General features: G+C 37.4%; 25 protein-coding genes. 8 read left to right on the top strand and 17 right to left on the bottom strand.

Translation table 11 applies throughout. The features are described 5' to 3' along the window. The 17 genes from BM161_RS09650 to BM161_RS09570 form a co-directional block, all read right to left on the bottom strand. Complete coding sequence (locus BM161_RS09650; RefSeq protein ID WP_074932237.1) at window positions 1–1,734, bottom strand: phosphoadenosine phosphosulfate reductase domain-containing protein; 1,734 nt, start codon at window positions 1,732–1,734, stop codon at window positions 1–3. Between the two features lie 232 nt (window positions 1,735–1,966). Next, window positions 1,967–2,242, bottom strand: a complete 276-nt coding sequence (locus BM161_RS09645; protein ID WP_074932235.1) for a hypothetical protein — start codon at window positions 2,240–2,242, stop codon at window positions 1,967–1,969. A 13-nt stretch (window positions 2,243–2,255) separates the two neighbouring features. Further along, entirely contained in the window at window positions 2,256–2,987 is a 732-nt protein-coding gene (locus BM161_RS09640; RefSeq protein WP_074932234.1) for a hypothetical protein, read from the bottom strand. 299 nt (window positions 2,988–3,286) lie between these two features. Continuing rightward, the gene (locus BM161_RS09635) at window positions 3,287–3,532 is read right to left on the bottom strand and encodes a hypothetical protein (protein WP_074932232.1); all 246 of its coding nucleotides are present in this window, start codon (window positions 3,530–3,532) and stop codon (window positions 3,287–3,289) included. A gap of 11 nt (window positions 3,533–3,543) precedes the next feature. Further along, a complete protein-coding gene (locus BM161_RS09630) occupies window positions 3,544–4,542 on the bottom strand; it encodes a 3'-5' exonuclease (RefSeq protein ID WP_074932230.1) in 999 nt (332 codons plus the stop codon). Window positions 4,543–4,692: 150 nt separating this feature from the next. Next, window positions 4,693–5,112: a DUF1810 domain-containing protein gene (locus tag BM161_RS09625; protein WP_074932228.1), complete on the bottom strand. Its 420-nt coding sequence runs from the start codon at window positions 5,110–5,112 to the stop codon at window positions 4,693–4,695. 27 nt (window positions 5,113–5,139) lie between these two features. Then, the gene (locus BM161_RS09620; protein WP_074932532.1) at window positions 5,140–5,943 is read right to left on the bottom strand and encodes a TIGR02452 family protein; all 804 of its coding nucleotides are present in this window, start codon (window positions 5,941–5,943) and stop codon (window positions 5,140–5,142) included. 10 nt (window positions 5,944–5,953) lie between these two features. Next, the gene (gene pnuC / locus BM161_RS09615) at window positions 5,954–6,676 is read right to left on the bottom strand and encodes a nicotinamide riboside transporter PnuC (protein WP_074932226.1); all 723 of its coding nucleotides are present in this window, start codon (window positions 6,674–6,676) and stop codon (window positions 5,954–5,956) included. Beyond that, complete coding sequence (locus BM161_RS09610; protein WP_074932223.1) at window positions 6,664–7,146, bottom strand: adenylyltransferase/cytidyltransferase family protein; 483 nt, start codon at window positions 7,144–7,146, stop codon at window positions 6,664–6,666. The genes pnuC and BM161_RS09610 overlap by 13 nt, the downstream gene beginning before the upstream one ends. Continuing rightward, window positions 7,143–7,961, bottom strand: coding sequence for an ADP-ribosylglycohydrolase family protein (locus BM161_RS09605; RefSeq protein WP_074932221.1), 819 nt, complete (start codon window positions 7,959–7,961; stop codon window positions 7,143–7,145). Before BM161_RS09605 ends, BM161_RS09610 begins: the two co-directional genes overlap by 4 nt. Before the next feature lie 118 nt (window positions 7,962–8,079). Next, window positions 8,080–9,009, bottom strand: a complete 930-nt coding sequence (locus BM161_RS09600; RefSeq protein ID WP_074932218.1) for a macro domain-containing protein — start codon at window positions 9,007–9,009, stop codon at window positions 8,080–8,082. Window positions 9,010–9,021: 12 nt separating this feature from the next. Next, window positions 9,022–10,359 carry an ATP-binding protein gene (locus BM161_RS09595; RefSeq protein ID WP_074932216.1) on the bottom strand — a complete coding sequence of 446 codons (1,338 nt, stop codon included), beginning with the start codon at window positions 10,357–10,359 and terminating at the stop codon, window positions 9,022–9,024. 156 nt (window positions 10,360–10,515) lie between these two features. Further along, window positions 10,516–11,082 (bottom strand): protease inhibitor I42 family protein, encoded by a 567-nt coding sequence (locus tag BM161_RS09590; protein ID WP_074932214.1) that lies wholly within the window; start codon window positions 11,080–11,082, stop codon window positions 10,516–10,518. A gap of 6 nt (window positions 11,083–11,088) precedes the next feature. After that, window positions 11,089–13,107, bottom strand: a complete 2,019-nt coding sequence (locus BM161_RS09585) for a DnaB-like helicase C-terminal domain-containing protein (protein WP_074932211.1) — start codon at window positions 13,105–13,107, stop codon at window positions 11,089–11,091. A gap of 912 nt (window positions 13,108–14,019) precedes the next feature. Further along, the gene (locus BM161_RS09580; protein WP_074932209.1) at window positions 14,020–15,147 is read right to left on the bottom strand and encodes a hypothetical protein; all 1,128 of its coding nucleotides are present in this window, start codon (window positions 15,145–15,147) and stop codon (window positions 14,020–14,022) included. A 13-nt stretch (window positions 15,148–15,160) separates the two neighbouring features. Beyond that, window positions 15,161–15,580 (bottom strand): hypothetical protein, encoded by a 420-nt coding sequence (locus tag BM161_RS09575; RefSeq protein WP_074932207.1) that lies wholly within the window; start codon window positions 15,578–15,580, stop codon window positions 15,161–15,163. A gap of 17 nt (window positions 15,581–15,597) precedes the next feature. After that, window positions 15,598–16,368, bottom strand: coding sequence for a ParA family protein (locus BM161_RS09570; RefSeq protein ID WP_074932205.1), 771 nt, complete (start codon window positions 16,366–16,368; stop codon window positions 15,598–15,600). Window positions 16,369–17,039: 671 nt separating this feature from the next. Between BM161_RS09570 and BM161_RS09560 the strand changes: the two genes are divergently transcribed. Genes BM161_RS09560 through BM161_RS09525 form a run of 8 tightly spaced genes read left to right on the top strand, consistent with a single transcriptional unit; the run spans window position 17,040 to window position 21,018 of the window. Beyond that, on the top strand, window positions 17,040–17,819 hold the full coding sequence (locus tag BM161_RS09560) for a ParA family protein (RefSeq protein WP_074932201.1): 780 nt from the start codon (window positions 17,040–17,042) through the stop codon (window positions 17,817–17,819). Beyond that, window positions 17,819–18,694: a ParB/RepB/Spo0J family partition protein gene (locus tag BM161_RS09555; protein ID WP_074932199.1), complete on the top strand. Its 876-nt coding sequence runs from the start codon at window positions 17,819–17,821 to the stop codon at window positions 18,692–18,694. Before BM161_RS09560 ends, BM161_RS09555 begins: the two co-directional genes overlap by 1 nt. After that, window positions 18,678–18,938, top strand: a complete 261-nt coding sequence (locus tag BM161_RS09550; RefSeq protein ID WP_074932197.1) for a hypothetical protein — start codon at window positions 18,678–18,680, stop codon at window positions 18,936–18,938. Before BM161_RS09555 ends, BM161_RS09550 begins: the two co-directional genes overlap by 17 nt. A 10-nt stretch (window positions 18,939–18,948) precedes the next feature. After that, window positions 18,949–19,317: a single-stranded DNA-binding protein gene (locus BM161_RS09545; RefSeq protein ID WP_074932195.1), complete on the top strand. Its 369-nt coding sequence runs from the start codon at window positions 18,949–18,951 to the stop codon at window positions 19,315–19,317. Next, on the top strand, window positions 19,286–19,477 hold the full coding sequence (locus BM161_RS09540) for a hypothetical protein (protein WP_074932193.1): 192 nt from the start codon (window positions 19,286–19,288) through the stop codon (window positions 19,475–19,477). Before BM161_RS09545 ends, BM161_RS09540 begins: the two co-directional genes overlap by 32 nt. A gap of 15 nt (window positions 19,478–19,492) precedes the next feature. After that, complete coding sequence (locus BM161_RS09535) at window positions 19,493–19,813, top strand: hypothetical protein (protein WP_074932191.1); 321 nt, start codon at window positions 19,493–19,495, stop codon at window positions 19,811–19,813. Beyond that, on the top strand, window positions 19,788–20,225 hold the full coding sequence (locus BM161_RS09530) for a hypothetical protein (protein ID WP_074932190.1): 438 nt from the start codon (window positions 19,788–19,790) through the stop codon (window positions 20,223–20,225). The genes BM161_RS09535 and BM161_RS09530 overlap by 26 nt, the downstream gene beginning before the upstream one ends. Continuing rightward, the gene (locus BM161_RS09525) at window positions 20,215–21,018 is read left to right on the top strand and encodes a hypothetical protein (RefSeq protein ID WP_074932188.1); all 804 of its coding nucleotides are present in this window, start codon (window positions 20,215–20,217) and stop codon (window positions 21,016–21,018) included. Before BM161_RS09530 ends, BM161_RS09525 begins: the two co-directional genes overlap by 11 nt. Window positions 21,019–21,024: the final 6 nt, after the last annotated feature.

Below are 21,024 nucleotides of genomic sequence, written 5' to 3'. Positions count from 1 at the left end.
TTACTTAGTCCTCAAATATTTATCCATCATACATCCACCTACAAGATACTTTTGATTTACACACATCTTACAGTGGATACATCTATCTTCATTAATGTAATATTCATCACCAATAATGCTAATAGCTCCTTGTTTACAAACAGATTCACACTTTAGACATTTTCTACAAGCATTATATTTTTTTACCTGGTAACCAATCATGCGCTGTAAATCATCATGATCAGCAACATTCTGCGTTTTTATTTTTACAGCATATTCATAACCAGATTGATTAAACGGCTGAATTGTAATAATAGGGACTTTTGATTTTGGTTCCAGAATCACAGTTTCATGTAATAGTTTTCTTCCAAGTTCTTTTGAGACGATTCCAAAAGGAATCAAGAGATTTAAGAAAGAATCATCAAATGGTCTAACTAGCTGATAAATCTTCGCATGTTCTTCTGAAGTGCAGGCTGTAAAACGAAGCTTTACATCTCCTGCAGATTTTAATCCGTTACCACCTTGTCTAGCTTTCCATTTTTCTGTATCTACATATTCTTCAGGGTCAGGCTTTCCAATGGACTTTGCAAAATCAATTAAGAAGTTTCTCCATTTTTCAGCTCTTTCGCTCATATAGATTCGGCTTAAAAACTGTGCTCTAGTATTATTGTTAGGGCAGCACCAGCATCCTACACGGTCATATCCCAATCTGTATGCATCATTAAAATCAACATTTTCGCCAAGAATATAAAGCCATACATCTATGTCCTTCCAGAAGAATATAGGACTAGCCACAGTCTGCTTTTGAATTTTTACATTTTCTGTATTTTGTGAGATTCTAGAATATTTACTACGGCTTGTAGATTCAACTTTTCTAATTCCATAAAAAGTCAGAATCTGTTTATTGCCATATTTTCGATTCATAATTCTTGTAATTGGTCCTGTCTTAAACATAGAACAACACCATCTCATCATACGAGCAGGTGGACCAATATCTTCACAAACTTTATGAAAATCTTGTTCGTTATTTTTTGCAATTCTGAATTCAGCTAATTGATGATTATCTCTATAGCGATTTACATATTCATAAGTCTGTGGAAACTCAAGTGTTGTATCACCAAAGATATGTGTTAAAGTAGGATTTCCGAGAGCTTTAATTACAACATCAGCAGCTGCAGTTGAATCTTTTCCACCACTAAATGAAAGAACAATTTGTTCCTGCTCATAATCTTTGCAAGCATGTTTTACAAAAGATATTGCTTCATCTTTTAAAAATTCTAAACGTTTCTTATTTGCTTTTACAAATAGATTTATTTGATTTTGAAAAATAATATATGATTCTGAATTTCTATCTACTAATTCTTGATTTTGACTTAAGGCATCTTTTATTTCTTTAGCATTAACTTCTCTAAAATTATTTGAAGAAAAACTAACAGTTTCATTATCAATGTAATAACGGGAATTTGATGCCCATACATTTGATTGTAAAATATCTGAATGATTTCTTTTTAATAGAATTGAAAGTAAAAGTTTTTCTTCAGGGAATACAGGTCGAATATCTTTTGCTAAATAATCTGTTTTATTATTACAAAGATGGCACTTACCAAAGAGTGTTTCACTTTTTTCAAAAATTATTGGAGTTTGGCAGTTTTTACAATAATGAACTTCATATTTCGGTTCTTTATCTTCAGTTTCTTTTCCACAGATAGAACAAATCTTTTCTGTTGTTTCAATATTACAAACTCTACACCACATATTTTTCTATCTCATTTTCCTTTTCATATAGTTTACTACATATAAATATTTTATAAAAGGTTGCTGGAGGAAAATTGTTTAAAATGATTTCTTCTCCAGCAGTATTTTTTTTCTATTTTACATCAAAGATATTCTATCAGTTATTATGCAAAGAGTTTTCTAATAAATTATTTCTAAAATTTATTAGACTATTACAGCCTGATATCCATTCTTTATTCCCCATAAAACTTCCTCATCTCCCTACCATAATCCTCCATATCCTTCTCCCCCCCCACTCATACTCTCTGTTAAATGCTTTTGATAACAACGGAGCAATCAATCCAAGAGCTTCCAAATTCCACTGATAACGAACATCCGGTTTTGGACAGATATTCCAATCAGGATCTTCCCTGTCATAATCGTATTCAAACTTCGAAATATCAGAAACCAATTCATTTTTTACTTTTAAGATTTCTTGATACGATGCATTTTTAAACTGTTCTGCATACTGTTCTGGAGCCATCATCATAATTTTATTCCTCCTATTCTTCTCTATTTTCCCCATTGAAAAGTGAATATTCAAAATACTCATGGAACTTGTCTTGGAACATTTTGAAAAGTCTCTGGAACTGTAAAAGCTCTTCTTCCCAGCCCTGTGCAACTGCATTATGCCTTTTTAGTTCCTCTTGGTAGCCTTCCATTGATTCGGTAAGAATATTTGTACCAGCAAACTTCATCCTTCCAAATATAAAGGTTTCGCCGGCACCATCCATGATATTATAATTTGATATTTTTCTTGGAAGCTTCTTTAATTCTTCCTTATTTTCCTTAATAAGTTTTTTTATTTCTTTTACAAGTTCTGGACTATTTAAGAGAATAAATTCTTTATCCTCAGAGATGCGTTCTTCTGGCCCCAGCTTGGAGTAACCATAGGCAAGACGAACTAATCTGCCATCCTCTAAAAGCTTGAGGTTGTAACTGTTTCCAAACCAGCACATACAGTCATATTCAAAAACAACCTTTGGTAGCTTAATACAAGCATCTAGTATTTTAAAAGGTTCGTCTAAACTATGAAACTTTGCAGTTTTTCCATCTGTTAGTATTACCTGTGGAAGTCCTACTACGCATGGAGTCTTATAGCCTCCTGTGTATACTTCTATATCAGCACCCGGTCCATCAACTTTCCCAAGCATTCCATAAAAATGAACGGTATCAAAGCCGTTTTTCTTTGCAAAAGCTAAAGCAACCTTTCTAAACTCTGGTTTTGTTTTCATATCACCACTCCCCCTCACCAAATTCGCCACGCATTTCTTCTATGGCATCTTGATCTCCCATCATTGCATCATCTGCAACCTGGGCATAATAGGAATTATAATCATCGGAAGGATCATCAGAAAAATAATCCCTCTCCCCTCGTGCAGCTCTAATTTCGGAATCGGAATATTCATCAGAGTCTTCGTAATCATATGCCCGGGCATAACCGCTATGATAACTACTTTTTCCGCTGCTACTTGATTAACCGAGAATCACAACAATACCAACGAATAATACTAAAAGAATGAAAACTCCCATATCAGTCCTCCAATTCTTCTTCTGTGATTTCTTCTCCAAGAATATTTCCGTTTTTATCCTGAGCAAATCGTCTTCGGACCTGTTTTTTTCGTCGTGGAGCTGGTGGTGAATTACGGCATTCTTCTAACGCTCGCATCAGTTCTCGGTGTCTCTGTTCTTCACGTCGCTGAGCATTGTAGGTATTATCTTCGTAAGAGGACATACAGCAACCAATAATAAAAATGATTATTCCGAGTGCCAAAAACATATCCTACCCCCTTATGCAACCTGCATTTCCTGAGTATTCATAACTTCAGTTGCCAGCCTAAGCCAGCTCTGAACCTCGATATTGTATTTTGTACAAAGGTTAGCAATTTCTTCATTATTAATAAGGCCGGCAAGCGGGGATGCTTCCAAAAGCTGCAAATCTTCAGCAATATTATCAATGGATTTTTCTTCTGCTTCTTCTTCCTGTGAGGCTCCTGTATAACCAAACTGTGACAAAAGCTCTGGAGAAAGGAAGCTTGCCAATGAACAGTTGTATTCTTCCTCTCCCTTCTGATTTACTGGGGGTTCTTTTGATGGATTGATGTATTCAAAATTAACTTCGAGGCTTTCTGTGCAGAAAAGCTTATGAAGAATGCGGGCAGTGTTGTAAGAATCGCTCAAGGCTGTGTGAACCTGGCCTTTGTACTCCATTTGAAGAAGTCTCATTGCAGATTCCAGACCAACTGATGTCTTTGATGAAATAAGCTTTCCAAAGATATCCTGCAAATCTACAAAATCCTGCAAGGTTGCAAAAAGGTCATAACGATGCTTGCCCTTTGCCTCAAGCTCGCTCCAAAGCTGATTAAAATCAGACTTGCTCCAGCAGAAGGTTGTGATATCCCCTTCACCACGCCAGTAACAGAACTTATCGAAAACAGTTATAAAGTCATCTGCCTTTTCAAGCTTCTGATTTGAAATACCTGTAAGCTGATTAATCCACGGGGTAACTGAACTGTAAGCAGGCTTTACATAAGAAGAGAACTCGCTGAGCAGATTATAGTTTTCGTCCAGCAATACTGCCCCAAACTGAATTACTTCGCCATTTGCTCCCGGAACGCAGCTTCTCTGAGATGCCGTAAATTCTGTCATTTCTAGGTCGATGCATACATAGCGCTTGGCAGGTGCCTTGTGCTTTTTCTGTGACTTTGGCAAATCCAGCTTAAGCTTACTCAAATCAATTCCATAGGAATATACATTTGAAGTATCCATAACATCATCCATTCTTTTCATAAACAGCCCCCTTTTTCAGCTTTCTGATTTACATTATAAAACGCAAGGGTGCCATTTAACGGCATTGTGATTTCTATGTTATGCGAATTTTACTCTTTTTTTGCTATTTTTTTATTTGGGTTATTCTGAATGTATTCCTGCCGGCTCTGTTTAGTTATTCAAAATCTCCAGAGTCTTTTTGTCTTTTTCCCCTCCAAAGAACTTTTCTAGAACTTTTGTAAAACAATCTATTCCAGGTGCAACTTCTGAAAAAAGAGTCATACAAGATTTTAATTTTAGATCATCAGGATAACCCATCACATCTGTTGCATTAGAACTTTTTAACCCCAGAAGTGTTTCAGATATTTCTATTAACCTTTTCTTTAAGATTTCATCTTCAATATATGCCTTTGCTTCTGCCCTTCCATCAATTCCATAAAACTGAGATATCGAACTGTATCCTAGCCCTTTTAGTTGAGGAAATATATACCACATCCAGTGACTTACTTTGTGGCCATTTTTCATTTCTTCCAAAGCCTGTAAATAATCTTTCGCCTGTGCCTTCTTGAATCTTTCTAAATTAAAGTTCATATATATTACCTGCCATTTTTGTCTATACTATTCAACAAAATTCGATTCAAAAACATCAAAATTTTTTGTATCACTTCTGCAATAAACCGCAAATTCTACAGTTTCAAAATTATAGTTACGGATTAATGAAGCAAAAATGTCAGAAACAATTTCCGGTGGATTACAGAAGGCTCCGCAACCAAAGGCTCCTAGAATCAACACTTCCACCTTTTCCTTTGCAGCTACATCTAAAATCCTTTTGATTCTTTCGGTCATAATATGGCGATACCTATTCTCATCATAATGAAAGTCCAACACTGGGGCTGCACAAACAATTACGTCTGTATTAAACCATGTATCTTCTTCCTTCAGTTTTGGAATTGATTCATCTGTTTTGAATACAGTAACACCCGGAATATAAATCAGATCATCACTTCCCATATCATTTATTTCGCCATTTTCATATTCCAGGATATGCTTTTCATAGAATGCTTTTGATTGGGCTTTAAGACATGGATACAAAGTTGAAATCCTGCAGATTGATTCTTCCTGAGCCCCTGCTGACCAGGGAGCTCCACCCATACTGTGATTATTTGCAAAGTCCAGACAACAAACTTTCTTTCCCGCATATTTTTCTGCGGCTTCAAAAGTTCGCTTTTTAGAAACAATTATTTTCATTTCTGGATTTGCTTTTATATCTCCAGCATCAAAAGCTTCCGACTGATAAACCACATATTCATTTTTAATAGAATTAGCAATGGAATCCTTTAATGATTTATTATGATCACACATTTTCATTGTGTCATCCATTACATTCCTGTTAATTTCTCTATAATTAATAAATCCTTTCATATTTATTCCCTTACTTGTTTTCCACATTTCTTGTCCTATTCAACTTAATCCAATTTATAAGTCCAATAACGGCAACAATCAAATAGATTGATTTCTTTGTAAGGTACACAGCATCAAAATGCTGAATGTACATGGCAACTGCAATTACATCTGTAATAATCCAGAGAACATACTGCTCTCGGTAACGGAACATTTCAAGGACTACTGCTACGATTCCAATTGCTAGAGTAAAGGCATCGAGCCAAGGCACAGTTCCATGAAGCTTTACCAAAACTGCATGAGCTACTACTGCAAAGGCTACAACTCCTGCGGCTACAATCAGGTCTACATACCAAGTTAGTCGTTTTGATTTTGTAAGGTGCTCTTTCTGTTCATCTCTATGCTTACTCCATATAAACCAAGAAATGAAATTAATTGGAAAGTACACAATCAGTTCCAGTGCAAAGGTTCCCCAGATGTGCCAGTAACCCAGATAGATGATATAAACAGTCGTATTCACTGTTGCAAACCAGAAATTACTAACAGATGCTTTTGCCGTAAGAAACACACAGAATACTCCACAAATCGCTGAGATAAAGTTTACGATTGTAAGCCAGCCCGGATTCTTACTGTTTGGATCTGTAAATCCCTTGTAAACTGCCAGACCTGCAATTCCAATCATAATTGCAGCCATAATCCATTCATACCTTTTCAGATCTTTTATTGAAGCTCTAACTTCTCCTATGCCAGCCATTTTATTGCTTCCTCCATTGTCATTGTTCTAACTTCTGTTCCGCTTATCGGAACATGTATTCTCTTTTCATCAATAATTATATGTTTTGCCCAGGGATAAGCTCTTTTGAAATATGCATCATAAGAAGGCTCTGAACTAAACACATACTTAAAATCATTCCCTATTTCCTTTATTACTAAAGGCGTTTCTTTATCCCAATCTTCACTTCCATCTTCATTCATACACTCATCTGTATTTATAAAACGGAATTCAACATTAGGATATTTTGAAATCGCCTTCTTAATCTGTTGGCATCTAGCTTCCGTCGTTAGAAGAGGATCTATTTTTGTACCATGTTCCAGATAACGACTTTCAGGTGTATCAAAGAGAATTACATAAACCTTGTCGCAAATCTTCGAAGCAAAGTCTACGCAATATAGATGCCCTTTATGAAACGGAATAAACTTTCCACCAAAGAAACCTACTATCATACCTCTATCCTTTTTACCGGAATCTGATGCTTATCAAACTCCTTCATAACTTCATGCATGTCGGATTTAGTGAGCTCTATTGCCCAGACCTTAAACTGTTCTGGTAATCCATAAAATGCCTCTGCCATTCCTGTTGCAATGTCGGTAAGAGTGTCACAGTCACCGCCGAGACTTACAGCAGTTCTGATTACATCCTCAAAGCTGTTACCTTCCAAAAAGGCTGTAATTGCTTCTGGAATAGTTTCCTGGCAGCTTTCAACATGATGATAGTTCGGGCGGATTTCATCACAAGTACGGCTTAAATCGTAACCAAACTCTTTTGTAATGTATTCTTTGATTTCTGACTTGAACTTACCATTTCGTGCCAACCAGATTACTGAGGCTGTTGCTTCTGCTCCCTTTATTCCTTCTGGATGATTATGAGTTACTTCTGCCGACCAGCGAGCTACTTTGCGTGTACGTTCCAGTGTCTCAAACAACCAGCCTACAGAACTCACTCTCATTGCAGAACCATTGCCCCAGCTGTTATAAGGTTTGGTTTCTTCCATCGCAAGCCAGCGATAAAATCTACCTCCGTAGCCTGCATGAGGATATTTGTGTCCCCAAAGCTGCATGCTGGTAATCATGGCTGTTTTCATAGTGTTTTCATCTGCATCAAGTCCTGCCTTTAAGATTCCATCGCAGATTGCTATTGTCATTACCGAATCATCTGTAAAACGTGGATTCTTACAAAAAAGTGGAAACTCCTTTGTTTTGTTTCCCCTATCAAACTCATATGGCTGACCAATTATGTCGCCTAAAATTGCTCCGTACATGTAAACCTCCTGCTGAGCCTCTTTTGTGCTCTGTTCTATGAGGTAACTATAGCTTGAATCTCATATCCGCGGGTCGCACGTTTGGCGACTCTTTGATTTTTTTGCAAATTTTTCGAGTTTAGTCGTTAAAACAAGGTAAATCCATTTGGAATAATAAAGAATCAACCTGCATAACATCATAGATTTTCTGTGTCACGCAATACTTCACAACAGTATCAAACATATCCGAAGGATTTAAGGCAAAATTAGCCGTAGCAAGAAAGGTTTCATATTCCTGTAAATCCAGCTCTAGTGCTAACCCTAGAGCCATTACAGAATGCTTATTTGGAATGTGTCCATTAATGATTTTCGAAAACAACTTTTTATCTATAATAATTGAACGCTTGTAAACTGTGGGATTATCGAGTCCCTTATCTATAATATGCTTTCTTAAAAGCTCCTGAAAATTTAGACCACCTTTATTCTGCGAAACAAAATCGTCAATTGAAATGCTTTGAATCGGAGTGATTTCTGGCCCATCATTTATAAAACTCTGAACTCCATCAAAAATTTTACTAGAAACCTGAAAGGATTCTTTGTCATACACAATAAGAACAATATCCATTTCATTTTCAAAAAGAAATTTACTGATTTCATCTAGTGCTATATTGAGCGCTGTTTCCTTTGGAAAGCCATAGTTTCCAGTAGCAAGAAGTGGAACGGAAAGACTTTTGCAATTCAAGTCTTTAGCTATTTGAAGTGAATTGCGGTAGCAGTTTCTCATAATTTCAATTTCACCATGCTGCCCATCTTTCCATTTGGTGCCCACAGTATGAATGATATAACGAATGCCATTTGTATTCTGAAGATTGAAGGCCGGCGTATATGCTGACTGTCCCCGCTCTATTATTCCAATCTTCTTTCTTTCTGCCAGGAGCTGTGCCATTCCTGCAGCTTCATAAACAGCCGTATCTGTTCCCGTTCCATATTTCGGCAGAGGATTTGCGGTATTTACTATCGCTTCTGTGTGAACCTTTGTAATGTCATTTCGCTCAATTCTAAATGGCATATTTATTTTCCCCTACAAATCCTCTAAAACAAAAGGAAGCATATAAACTGGCTTGAACATCAACTGCTCTTTATGATCTACGTCTTTTTGTGAAAACAGATATTGCCTGTAAACCTTACTTGGATATTTCGTATAAAATTCTGTGATAGACTTATGTGTATTTACAGCTGAAGATTTAATCTCTATTGGTACAAGCTTTGCGTTGGATGCAATAAGAAAATCAATTTCATAATCATGAACATCATCCTTCTTTTTCCAGGTATGATAAAAAAGCTTGTTTCCACTTGCTGCAATTACTTGTGCAGCAGCATTTTCATAAAGATAACCAAGATTTGCTTCGAGCTTATCACTCAACAACTTTGCATAAATCTTTGTATGGAGTTTATCAGCTGAATTAAAAAGTAAGGTTGTAAAAAGTCCTGTGTCTGTAATATACATTTTATAGGATTCATCTGTTGCAGTAGCAGAAAGAGATACACTAGGATCTGTTGTATTATAAGAAACAAGAACTGTTTTTGAATCAATCAGTTCGGATAATATCGACTTATCTTTTTCTGTTGTGCGCTTGCCTGTAGCACTTGAAATTACATATCTTTTTTTATTCAACGCTAGCTGAGTAGGTATTGAATTATACATTTTTGAAAGGCGTCCGGATTTATCAATCTTATAGAAATCTTCCTCATACAACTTAAGAATTCCTCTTTTGACTTGGTCAATTTCTTCAAAATTTGCCCCCTTTACATAAGCATCTACTGCCTGAGGCATTCCTCCTACTGCCATATAAATACGGAAATCTCTCATGAGCTTCCTATTTACTCCTGCACCTACAGGTTTTCCCGTTTTATATAATTCCCTCAACAAATTATATGTTGTATTTCCGGTAGCAAGAAGAAATTCTTCATAATCCATTGGATAGATTTGAATAAAATGTTCTTCAGATGGAATCACAATATTTTTTACATTCTGTTTTATACTAATTAAAGATCCTGTTTCGATATAACAATATCGACCGTCTGCAACAAGATATTTTATTGCCTGTCTAACAAAAGGCTGTCGCTGTATTTCATCAAAGATAATTACAGATTCATTTTCATAAAGTGTAACTCCAGTAACCGTCTGGAGCCTTAAAAAAAATAAATCGAGATTTGTAATTACATCAAAAACCTCGAGAAGCTCTTTATCAATATTTGCAAAATCAATTTTTATATATGTCTTAAAATTTGTCCTGGCAAATTCTTCCGCAATTGTTGATTTTCCTACACGTCGGGCACCTTCAAGCATTGCAGCATATTTTTTTGAATATTTTTCTTTCCATTCTAAAAGATCCCTGAACGCTTTTCTTTGAAACATAAAAACTCCTGCAGCTTTTTCACTCTCAAACAATCACTTTTTTACAATATAAAAATATCATAAATATGCAGTTTTTTCCAATACTTTTATCACTAAAATATGCATGTTTTTCTTTCATCTGTACAGCTTCTAACGGGGAATCCCCCGTAACGCACCCTATGGTCTTACTGTATTCTCTTTTGTCATGCTTTCATTTGTAAGCTGGACAGCTCCCGGAATATGACCAGCTGCAAATTCCTCCGGCCGTCTTACATCCAGAAGGATAAAACCAGAATCTTTTGACATCAGCTTTATTCCTTCTGCCATTGAAACCGATTTGTAAGTCAATTTTTCTTCCTCCGGCTTCTTTTCTGTCATGGTGATTTTTCCGTTTTCTTTTACTGTCACTTCAAAAAAGCGAACTTCCTCTGCCTTTTTATCTTCCCAGGGACGTTTGTACTCGAATTTTAAATTTGTATTTCCCTGTTTTAGTGAACGAACTGTGTATGTAAAAAGACTTGGAGCTCCAACCATTCCCTCTTTTCCCAGATACTGAATATCTTCATCCACCCGAATTATTGACTCATCACCAATTGTGTAAATCCAGGTGTAGCCTGTGGTTGGATTTCCCCTGAGTTCTAAGATTTTTTCGCTTGAATTGAATGATGCAGATTTACAGCCTGCAAAAATTAAACTGAGTAAAAATAGAATTACGATTGTTTTAGTTTTTTCTTCCCTTCCCAATTTTTCCTACTTTTTAGACCTTAATGTCCATCCTCCATTTTCGATTTTTTGTTTTGGAACCTCAAAGCAGTTGAACATTGGATGGAAGTCGAGGTCTACCCCACCCTTTCGACCGTTGCGGTTTTTGAGGATTTTTAGCTGAAGCTGCTGTGCCTTTCCTGGAATCTCGGCATTCTTTTCCTGCTCATTTCGCAGCTGAATAATTCGGGCTGTACGAGATTTTTCGTCCTCATATTTGTCATCATCCTTTTTGAGGTAATCCATGCCCTTAAACTGTAGAGCCATCAAGACATCACTGGTATATTCAATGGCTCCCGATTCTTTAAAGCTTGCAATGTTTACCGGGCTTGTGTAGTTTTCACGGTTAAAGCTTGAAATTGCAAAAATCGGAACATCGTAATCGCGACTAGCACGTTTTAGTTCAACTACAGCCTTGTCTGTGTTCTGCTTGTCTGTAGCCCGCATATCAAAAGGGGCTATAATTTGCAGATAATCAATAATTACAAGAGGTTTACGTCCGGTAATCCTGATATGCCGAGCAATTACGGCTTTGATCTTTTCAACGCCAATATCACCAATACCTATGTGATAGAAAATCCGGCCTGCATAATCAGCATAGCTTTTGATGCACTCATTCAGAAAATCTACCCGCTCTTTTGAATTTAGGGATTTTCCGTTAAGCAGATTTCTAGTTGTTGTTGCATAATCCAGTTCACTACCCCAGCTTCTGCATTTTTGGAAGGATAGTCGGCTGATTGATTTTGCTATAAGCTCCTGTTTTCCCATCTCCAGACTGAAAACAAGAACATCCTGCCCTTTCTTTGCTGCATTATCTGCTACCTGCAAGGCAAAGGTTGTTTTACCAAGGCTGGAAATTGCACCAATGATATAAAGACCCGGATAAAAGCCTCCGTCCAGAATATCATCCAGATTTTGAAAACCTGTTGAAACACAATCCTTGTTGTGCCGCCTTTCAATGTCCGCAATAAACTCGGTAAGTCCGTTTACTGCAGAGGTCTGATAATAAGCCGCTTCCTCCTTTTGCCGTTTTTCCTCCAGCAAAGCAAGCACATTGTTACGAGCATTCAAAACTGTCTGAATAAAGGTTTCTCTGTCTCCAACCAAGGCTTCATTGGCATCCTTGAAACCTAAAGTGATGTCTGCATCTACAAACTCCACCTGAATCTTTGTTAATTCTTCAGAAAGCTTTGCTTCCCCTGCCCTACCCGCTTCGTCATTATCCAATGCCAGGATCAGCGGATATTTGGGCCTGTTTGATTTTAAGAACTCAATAAAGCGTAAGTTACTGCTAGAGCCCAAGGCTACAGCAATTCCTCCTGCTTCAATGATGCTCAAAGCATCAAACTCACCTTCCACAACAAAAACCGGCTGCTCTGCAAGCGGAATAGCTTTTAAGTTAAAGAGCTCAAAATGTCCTTTAGGTTTTAAGTAACGCTCTTTTTTGTCGGCTTCCCACGTTGCTCGTGCATTGTAGCTGAATTCTCCTGTTGGAATTACAAAGCGGCGTTTTTCTTCCCAGTAACCAAGGTTGTAGGCATCTACAATGGCTTTTGAAAGTCCTCGCTTTTTCCAGTAATCAGTTTTTTCAACTGCAGAATGACACTTAGCGAAAAACTCTGTAAGAGATTCTCGTGGCAATTCTTGTTGTGTCCCTTTTTGTATATTTACATTAGTTTTTGATTCTGACTGAGGAATGGATTTTGAAGAAGTTTGACTTTTTGAATTATCATAATCAACACTGATGTTATAAAGGCCATATACATGATTAAAAAGCTCCTTGCCTGATAATCCTGTATCAATAGCCACAACATCAAAAATGTCATAATCCACTCCACAAGAAAAACAATGACACCTGTTACGTCTTGAATCAAAAGACATACTTGGATGCTTATCTTCGTGTGCCGGATTTAAACATGAGAAATTGCTTGATGTGTTGATACCTTTTGAGTTAAGATATGCCTCGAGATTTGTCTTAGCATATTCCTTAGCTTCTTCTGGATTCATCTGGTCCCCACCCTGATTCCATTTGAACTAATTTTTTCTTAACTCTAAGATAAATCGGGTTAGACGTATTTGCAATACGTCACCCTCCGAATTTAATATAGCTCTTTAAAAGCTATATAATAAGCTCTTAGGAATTTGGAGCATGGGCTAATTCTTAATTATATAAGCATTTAGCAGGGATTAGCTTCCACGTAAAATATGACAAATTCCACTCAAAATAGTCCAAATTCCACGTTAAATAAACCTTCTTCCACGTCATTTATGACTTTAGGCCCTTTTTTTCCACGTAAAATATGACAAAATTTAGACACTTTAAGACGAATTTTGAGCTTATTTTTCATGATTCTTGCCTTTTTTGAGCTGATTTTTTCTGTTAGCTGCTTCTAATTTTACTAAAAATCTGCTTATTTTGCCATAATAGTAAGAAAAATGAACTAAAAGCAGGCAAAATTTTGCTATTTTCCCACGTGAAATATGACTTTTTTGACTGGAAAATGACATAAAATTATAATTCTGTCGACCTTGTGTCTGAATTTGTTAACAAGTGAGAAAACTTCGCTTCCGTAGCTGCCAAAATCGACTATTTCCAATGAAAATTTGATGATTTTTCCCACGTAAAATATGACTTTTTTAAAATTATGAATAACTGTCTAACTCTATTTAATATAAAGAAATAAGTCGTCTCCACGTAAATTATTCCTACTCAAAAAGCTGAAAATCTCCCACGTAAAATATGACTTTTTAACCTATAAAATCTGATTTCCGGCAAAAAAGCCCAGAAAATGGGCAAAAAGAAAGGAAATTTGGTAAAAAAATAGGGAAAAATAGTCAAATTTGCAGGAAATTCTGTAAAATTCCCACGTAAAATATGACTTTTTCTTCCCTATAAATAGCTATTATCCACGTAAAATATTACTTCTTACTTTTGGATTCTTTTTCTAGCTTATTAGCCAAAGCTTTTACCTTTGCCCGGTCTGCGATTTCCTCACGTTTTTTCATTGCACCTTCAATCTTTATTCGCTTGGTTTTTGCCAGTTCTCCAAAGTGTTCAAGGTACTCATTGTACAGCGAAACCTTTGCATAGCCATCTTCCAGGAACTCGATAATGTTGCCGTTTGCGTTGTAAATCGGCTCCACTACAATATCCCCGTTCAGCATTTTAGATATTTCTGCAATTGCATTTAAGATTGGTTCTTTTATGTCACGACCTGGATTCTTTGTTATAGTTTCATCAGGAAGATCTAGAATCTGCTGTAAGGTTTTGAAGCTCATGTTAAAGCTGCCGTTCTTGCCAATATCATTAAGTCTCTTTCGTGCAAGCATAACGATATTCAGCAGAGTATCAGCAGCATTATCAGAAAGTGAGAAATACTCCTTCGGCAGAATTGAGAAGTACTGAAGTGCAAACAGCTGCCAGTTGATACGCTTGTTCAGGTATATTTCAACAATTCCGTTTTTGATGTGGGCACCTGGGAAGAGAACTTCAATACCGCTATCTGTAATTTGTTTCTGGTCTTTCTTGTCTTTTACTACACCTTCAATCTTGATACTTGTTAAAGGATGCTGTGCCTGATTAAAAGCCTGTCTTGCAGTTCTGATTGTTTTATAACAGCCCAGGGTAACAAAGTCTTCCAGCGGGAATTTGATGCTTATATCATTTTCCGGGTTTTCAGTTACATTTTCCTTACTCAACTGAACCAGAGTATAAGTTAAAATCTTCTTGAGAGGCTTATTTGCCTTTGTGAAAAGGTCAATGTTATCAAGATGGATTGTAGTTTCTGTGTTATCAGTTGAATACTTAACACGCTGGCTAAGATTTTTACTTCCTTCTGGCGGATCAAAAAAATCAATCTGAGTTGAATGACTGTTGTGTTCAAGACGTTTTCCAAAGGTTTCAAGGTCACCTACATGGCTTACAACGCTGATAACTGTGTTAGAAGCCGGGCTGTTTGGAAAACTGAACCATTTGCGGTCATCTTCGTTATTTTTAAGAGTTTTTTTCTTTGTGGTTGCAGGTAAGTTAGTTTCTTTTTCGTCCATTTTTTAATTGCTCCTAGTAAAGACCTATATCTGAAAAATGAACAAGGCCTTTCTTTTCCTGCTGCTCAAGATACTTTATAGCAATCTTGATGCCCTTTGAAAGAGATACTCCGTGCTTCATAAAGTAAGCTTTCAGGGCTTCTCTTTCCTTCTCTGTGGTACGTACAACAATTTGTGTTGCCTTTATTTGTCTTGAAACAGAAACTGGAGCTTCCTCTTCTTCTGCAACATCATCTTCAATGTCGATTTCTGTATCAAAATCAGATCCCATTTCAATCGGGTCTATAATTGTTTCTGGTTCTTTTTCTTCAACTGCTGCTACAGGAGTACTTACCGGAGTTGCCTGCTGTACTGGCGTGCCACCGATAGGTTTATTCATGCTGTTCAAGAAATCCATGTCTAATGAGTTTTTTGCTGGTTGTACCTTCTGCATTTTCTTCCTCCCCTAGCCTATTTCAAAGCCTGTGCAATTTCTTCGAGTGATTCCAGAGTGTCTTTCTTGGCACCTGCAATTGCCTGAACTGGAACAGATGTTGTCTGAGCTTTACGGAAGCCTGTATCTGTTGGAATTACAAATACCTTGTATCCACTTGGTTCAAGAGCCTTATACTGGGCTACCAGGTCACGGCACTGTGCAATGGCATTATTGTTTTCGTTCAAAATCAATTTGTTGAGGAATGGCTTTCCGTTTACGCTAACTCCATAACAGTTATCATAGCGTTTTTTCATAGCATCCAGGTTTACTTTGAAGGTTTTAAGTCCGTCATAGCTGAAGCGGTCCAGTTTAAGAACGTTGATAACTTCATCACTGGCAATAAAGCAGCTTTCTTCGAGAGCTCCGAAGGCCGGAGATGTATCGATGATGCAGTAGTCAAAAACATTAGCAAGTTCGTTCTTGAGCTGTGCAAGTTTGAACTGCTCCTTCTGAGCTACAGTTTCCTGATATGTTCGAAGGCCTCCGTCGATTCCTGCTGTTGGAATGATGAAGAGGTTTTCTACCTGTGTTGGTTGAATTACATCTTTGATTGTGCACTTGTCTGAAAGCACGTCTGAAAGTTCATACTGAAGACTTGGAAGATTCATCCAGTCTGTTGTGTTCCCCTGAGGGTCGGCATCGATTAAGATTGTACGTCCGATTTTAGCAAGTTCTACGGCTACTGAAACAGAAACTGAAGTTTTGCCAGTACCACCCTTCTGAATGGCAAATGTATAAGTTTTCATAGTTTTCCCCTCTATACTTTGTTTATACGATATATACATTATAGACGATGTATTAGCAAAATGCAAGACAAAATATACAAAGTATTGCAAAAATATAAACAAAATATTAACAGTGTATATACACAATATAAACAAGTATATATATAATGTATATACAAAGTATATAAAAAAGTAATACGCGTAATCGTCAAAAATCAGCTTCTATACGTGCATCTATACGTAAAAAAATCAATCTGGAGGGGTTAAAATTTTGCCTTTGTAACTCCTTATATTGTATAGAATTACACTAGACAAAATATACAAAGTAAATACAAACACTATGCAAACAATATACATATTTAATACAAAAACTATGCAAAATAGACATTGTAAATACGTAGATGTAGTAGGGGAGGGGAACAAAATATTTTTAACCAGCAAAAAAGCCAAAAAAGGTCATTTTCCCAAAATGTTTTTGATTTTCCCAAATTCACCAAAAACTTGCCAAATAATGTTCTTCCGTGATATTTCGCGCTTTTTGAATCTGGCTTATCCTTTTCTACAGTGACGGAAGCACAGATGCCTAACGCAAGTGTAACCGGGGGGCAATCAGCGTTGCTGGTTCTGGTTACTAATACATCTTATAGGGCAGGCAACTGGCAAATGTATTTCCTGAACTGAGGAGTATTTTAATGGTCATTACAGTTTCCAGCATCAAAGGCGGCGTGGGGAAGTCGTCTGTAGTTCTACTTCTGGCCAATAATCTTGCTTCTCGTGGGCGAAAAGTTCTGGTAATTGATACAGATCTAAACAACACCGTTACCGTCTATTACACAATGGGTATTGGACGTATAGGTGAGATTTGTGAACGCCAGAACATTTCGCTCGCATTTTCTACTGGAAAAATTGATGACAGAAACATTGTAGCAAGCAGAAAACAGAATGTATGGGTTGTACCTTCAAGCTTAAAGCTTTTGGATCAGCGTTCCATGGAAAATGTAGAGATAAAGAGGATTCTTCGTTCTCCAAAGGGCTTCGATGACATCCTTATAGATACTTCGCCAACCTGGGACAATATAGTAGCAGGAGCCTTAATGGCTGCCGACTTGATTTTGAGTCCTGTGGCTTTTACTGAATATAACTATAACATGTCGGCCTGTCTGCTTTCAAAAATGCAGACTGTTATGCCGGATCAGGCAAAAAATCTCTACTTTCTCTTTAATCACTGGAGTGACCAGTATTCAAAATATCCAACCTCATTGCAAAACCTTGTGCTTTCAATGTATCGCAAGGGTATAGATAACCTTCTTAGTGTAACGCTTCCAGATACCCGTTTTGTGGACCGCTACACAAATTTTGATGAGAAGTGCTGTATTAAAAGTCCACATACAGGCTGCGCGCGCCTTGCTGCAGGCGTTAATAACCTTATCAACATGATATATGAAGATAAAAAAGTTGTGGAGATTTTTTGATGATTAAGACCTTAAACATGCTTGCTGCAGGAAATGACGTTCCTATAGCAGATGGCAGAAAGAAGTTCAGCCGAATGATGCTGATTGAAGATATTGAAGAGCATGCTGATTTTAAGGCGCTCTACAAAATTGATGCAGGTGTACTTGAACGTATTGTGAAGTCTATGAAGGAAAACGGCTTTGATGAAAGTCAGCCGGTTCATATTTGGCTCACAGAGGATGGTCATAAATATCTTATAGACGGCTACACAAGATATACGGCAAGCAAAAAGGCAGGTATTACTTCTTTGCCGGTTTATGAGCATAGCTTTAAGTCTTTTGATGAAACTTACAAGTATGTGCTTGGACTTCAGGTAAATAGACGAAACCTGGATGGAGATGAGCTTTTAAGGAATATTGCGATTCTTTCAAAGTGTGAGTTTGTTCAGAAATCTACCGGCTCTAAGGCAGAGCTTATTGCTAAGAATCTTGGTATTTCAAAACGGACGGCTCAACGGGCCATCAGTGTAGAAAAGAATGCTGATGAAAAAATGAGGCAGCAAATAGAAAACAATGAAATGACTTTGAGTCAGGCTTATACAAAGCTTCATTCTGAAAAGTCGATTTCAGAAAAGTTTCAGGTGCGACTTTTAGAAGTGACAGCCAAAATTGCCTGGTATGTGATGGCAGAAATGAGCTGCGGCTTTACTGCAGAGCAGCTGCTCTCTGATGAGGATTTCAAGGAGGCTCTTAAAAATCCAGAGGAGTTTGAAATCCCTGCAAATGATATTCAGTTTCTTATGGGACTTGGTATCTCAAAAGAAGAATTGCAAAAGAAAATTTTAAGGGACCCAAAGAAGGGTAGGGGGAATAAAAAAGATGATAGCAAAGAGTAAGTATTCGGAAGTGATTTCTGATGTTGTGCTGCTGATGGAAAAGCAGGTAACTGGAACCAGCCGTAAGGATATTGTTGATTTTCTTGAAGAGCTTAATACCAGCGATGATCCGACACTTCCAGTAATAATCCTTGGCAAAAAAGGTTGGCTGCTTTTTAAGGATCTGAATAATCACACTATAAGAATGATTGATGATAAATCCTTTGGTGAACTGCGAAAACGCCTTGTGAGGAAAGCATCCTGAGGGAGGGAAATTGAATAGAGTAACTGTACTAGGCCGTTTAGCAGAGGATGCAAAGGGCTTTTTAGTAAATGCTGGCGATAAGGAAATGACAATGCTTTCCTTTAGCCTTTTAGATTATGGAACTCCAGGTCAGAAAAAAGAACCGGTGATTATTGAAGTTCATTTTATGAACGACGTTAGTACAAAGCTTCTTCCTGATCTGATAAAGGGTAAAGAAGTTCTCGTTGATGGCTTTCTTACCCGCAAAAATTTTACAACCCGTAGTGGTGTAGAAAAATCAAAACTATATATTTCAGCGTCTATTGTGGAGTTTACAGGATGCTCTACAAAGGCTGAAGGAGGGGAATATGGGCGTAACAATTATGATGGATGTTACTAAGGCAGATGTTGAGAATCTTTCTCAGGAGCTTGAAGTTACAAAGAATGAAGGGCTACAGGATTTTATAGAGCGGGTTTTACAGGCAACTGATGAGTTCACAAAGTACATGCTACACGATGCAATGGAAGTTGCAAAAGTAAATCCATACAGCATGGGTTAGTTCTGGAGTGAGCTTATGAAAAGCTTTAAGCGGTATCAGTACAGGCGGGTGCCTACAGAAGAAGGCCTGCCTGCAAACGGAGACTATATCTATCCGGATATTACGATTCGTTTTAAGGATGGCTATTTGAATGATTCTGTAGATGAGGAAAAGCACGTTTTGCCTGCTATAGAAACTCACGATGGAAGTCATATTGAGCACTGGAAAAATGGTGTGCTGCATTGTCTTAAGGAACCTGCAATCAAGGATATTAATGACAATTATGAGGAATGGTATCAGGAAGGTAAGCCGGTACCTCCGGGAGGAAATAATGGAAAAATCGCTTACACAGGATGAGTTTATGCAACTTATGAGAAAGCTTGCAGCAAATGAACTTTTTAAAAAATCAACATCACTCCATAAATATCTTCAATTCAAAAGGTTTAATGATGTAAATCCTGAAAAGCTTATGAACGGTCAGTATATACGTCGCGAAGATATTTTTCTGAATACAGAAGATTCGGATATGTTTGATGAAAAAACTGCAAAGGTTGTAATTTACAATTTTAAGGACGGGTTCCTGCATTCAGAAAATGATGAACCTGCGATTCAGTATCCGGGCCATTGGGAGTATTGGGAAAAAGGCCTTATTAAAAAGGTTGTAGCGGATGGCGGCAATACGGAAGAGTATTGGGAAAATGGAGTTCCTGTTCGAATAGAAACAAATCTTGCAGAGCGCCGCAGAAGGGAGGTAGAGAATGGAAAATGATGCAGTAGAAGAAGAGCAGAAGGAAATTCCTTCAGAACCTGTTTTAGAAGGGCGAAAGCTGCAAACCTTTACTCGACTCCCTGGCAGTGTGGATGAAACTGAACCAGAGAAAATTGGCCGCATTGAATCTATGCTTGAACAGATTTGTTCAAAGCTTGGAGATGAAGATGATAACCGTGCTTCTTATGACACAATGATTCAGACTTTTAATAGTCTTAAGACAAAGGTTGAAGGTTTAAGCCATAATCTGGAGCATGAGGTGGAATACACTCGGACTCTGGACGAGAAAATCAGAAGAAAAAATGTGGAGCTCGATAATATTCAACTTAAAAAGGCCTTGCTAGAATCACAAGGAAAAATGACGCTAGCTCTTGAAGACTTTCAGAAGAAGATGGATGAGACTCTTAATTCCATCACAAATACTTTTACCTCAATGGACAAAAACGTTGCTGATAATTGTGCTCTATTGCAGCAGAAGGCCGATTCCATCAAGAATCTGAAGGATGAGATGGATGACATTCTTAACAGTTATAACAAGGAACTTGATAAAGCAGCAAAAGACCAGTTTACGCTTTTACAATCTGATTGCGGTAAAGCACTGGATGTCTGCAACGAGAGGGTAGGGGAGATTAAGACCAGCGTACTCAGCTTTCTTAGGACCTGTAATGAACAGAACCTTGAGCTTATCAAAAAGATTCCGGAGCAGAAACGAAGATTCTGTTGGCTGGACTTGGTTGTATATGCTATGTGTGGAGTCTGTATTCTGGGGATGGTGGTGCAGATGGCAGGATAGTTATTT

It is taken from the genome of Treponema bryantii (genome assembly GCF_900113965.1).
Classification (GTDB): Bacteria; Spirochaetota; Spirochaetia; order Treponematales; family Treponemataceae; genus Treponema_D; species Treponema_D bryantii_A.
The sequence above is the reverse complement of the archived record's forward strand: the minus strand, read 5'-3'. Positions and strand labels throughout refer to the sequence as shown.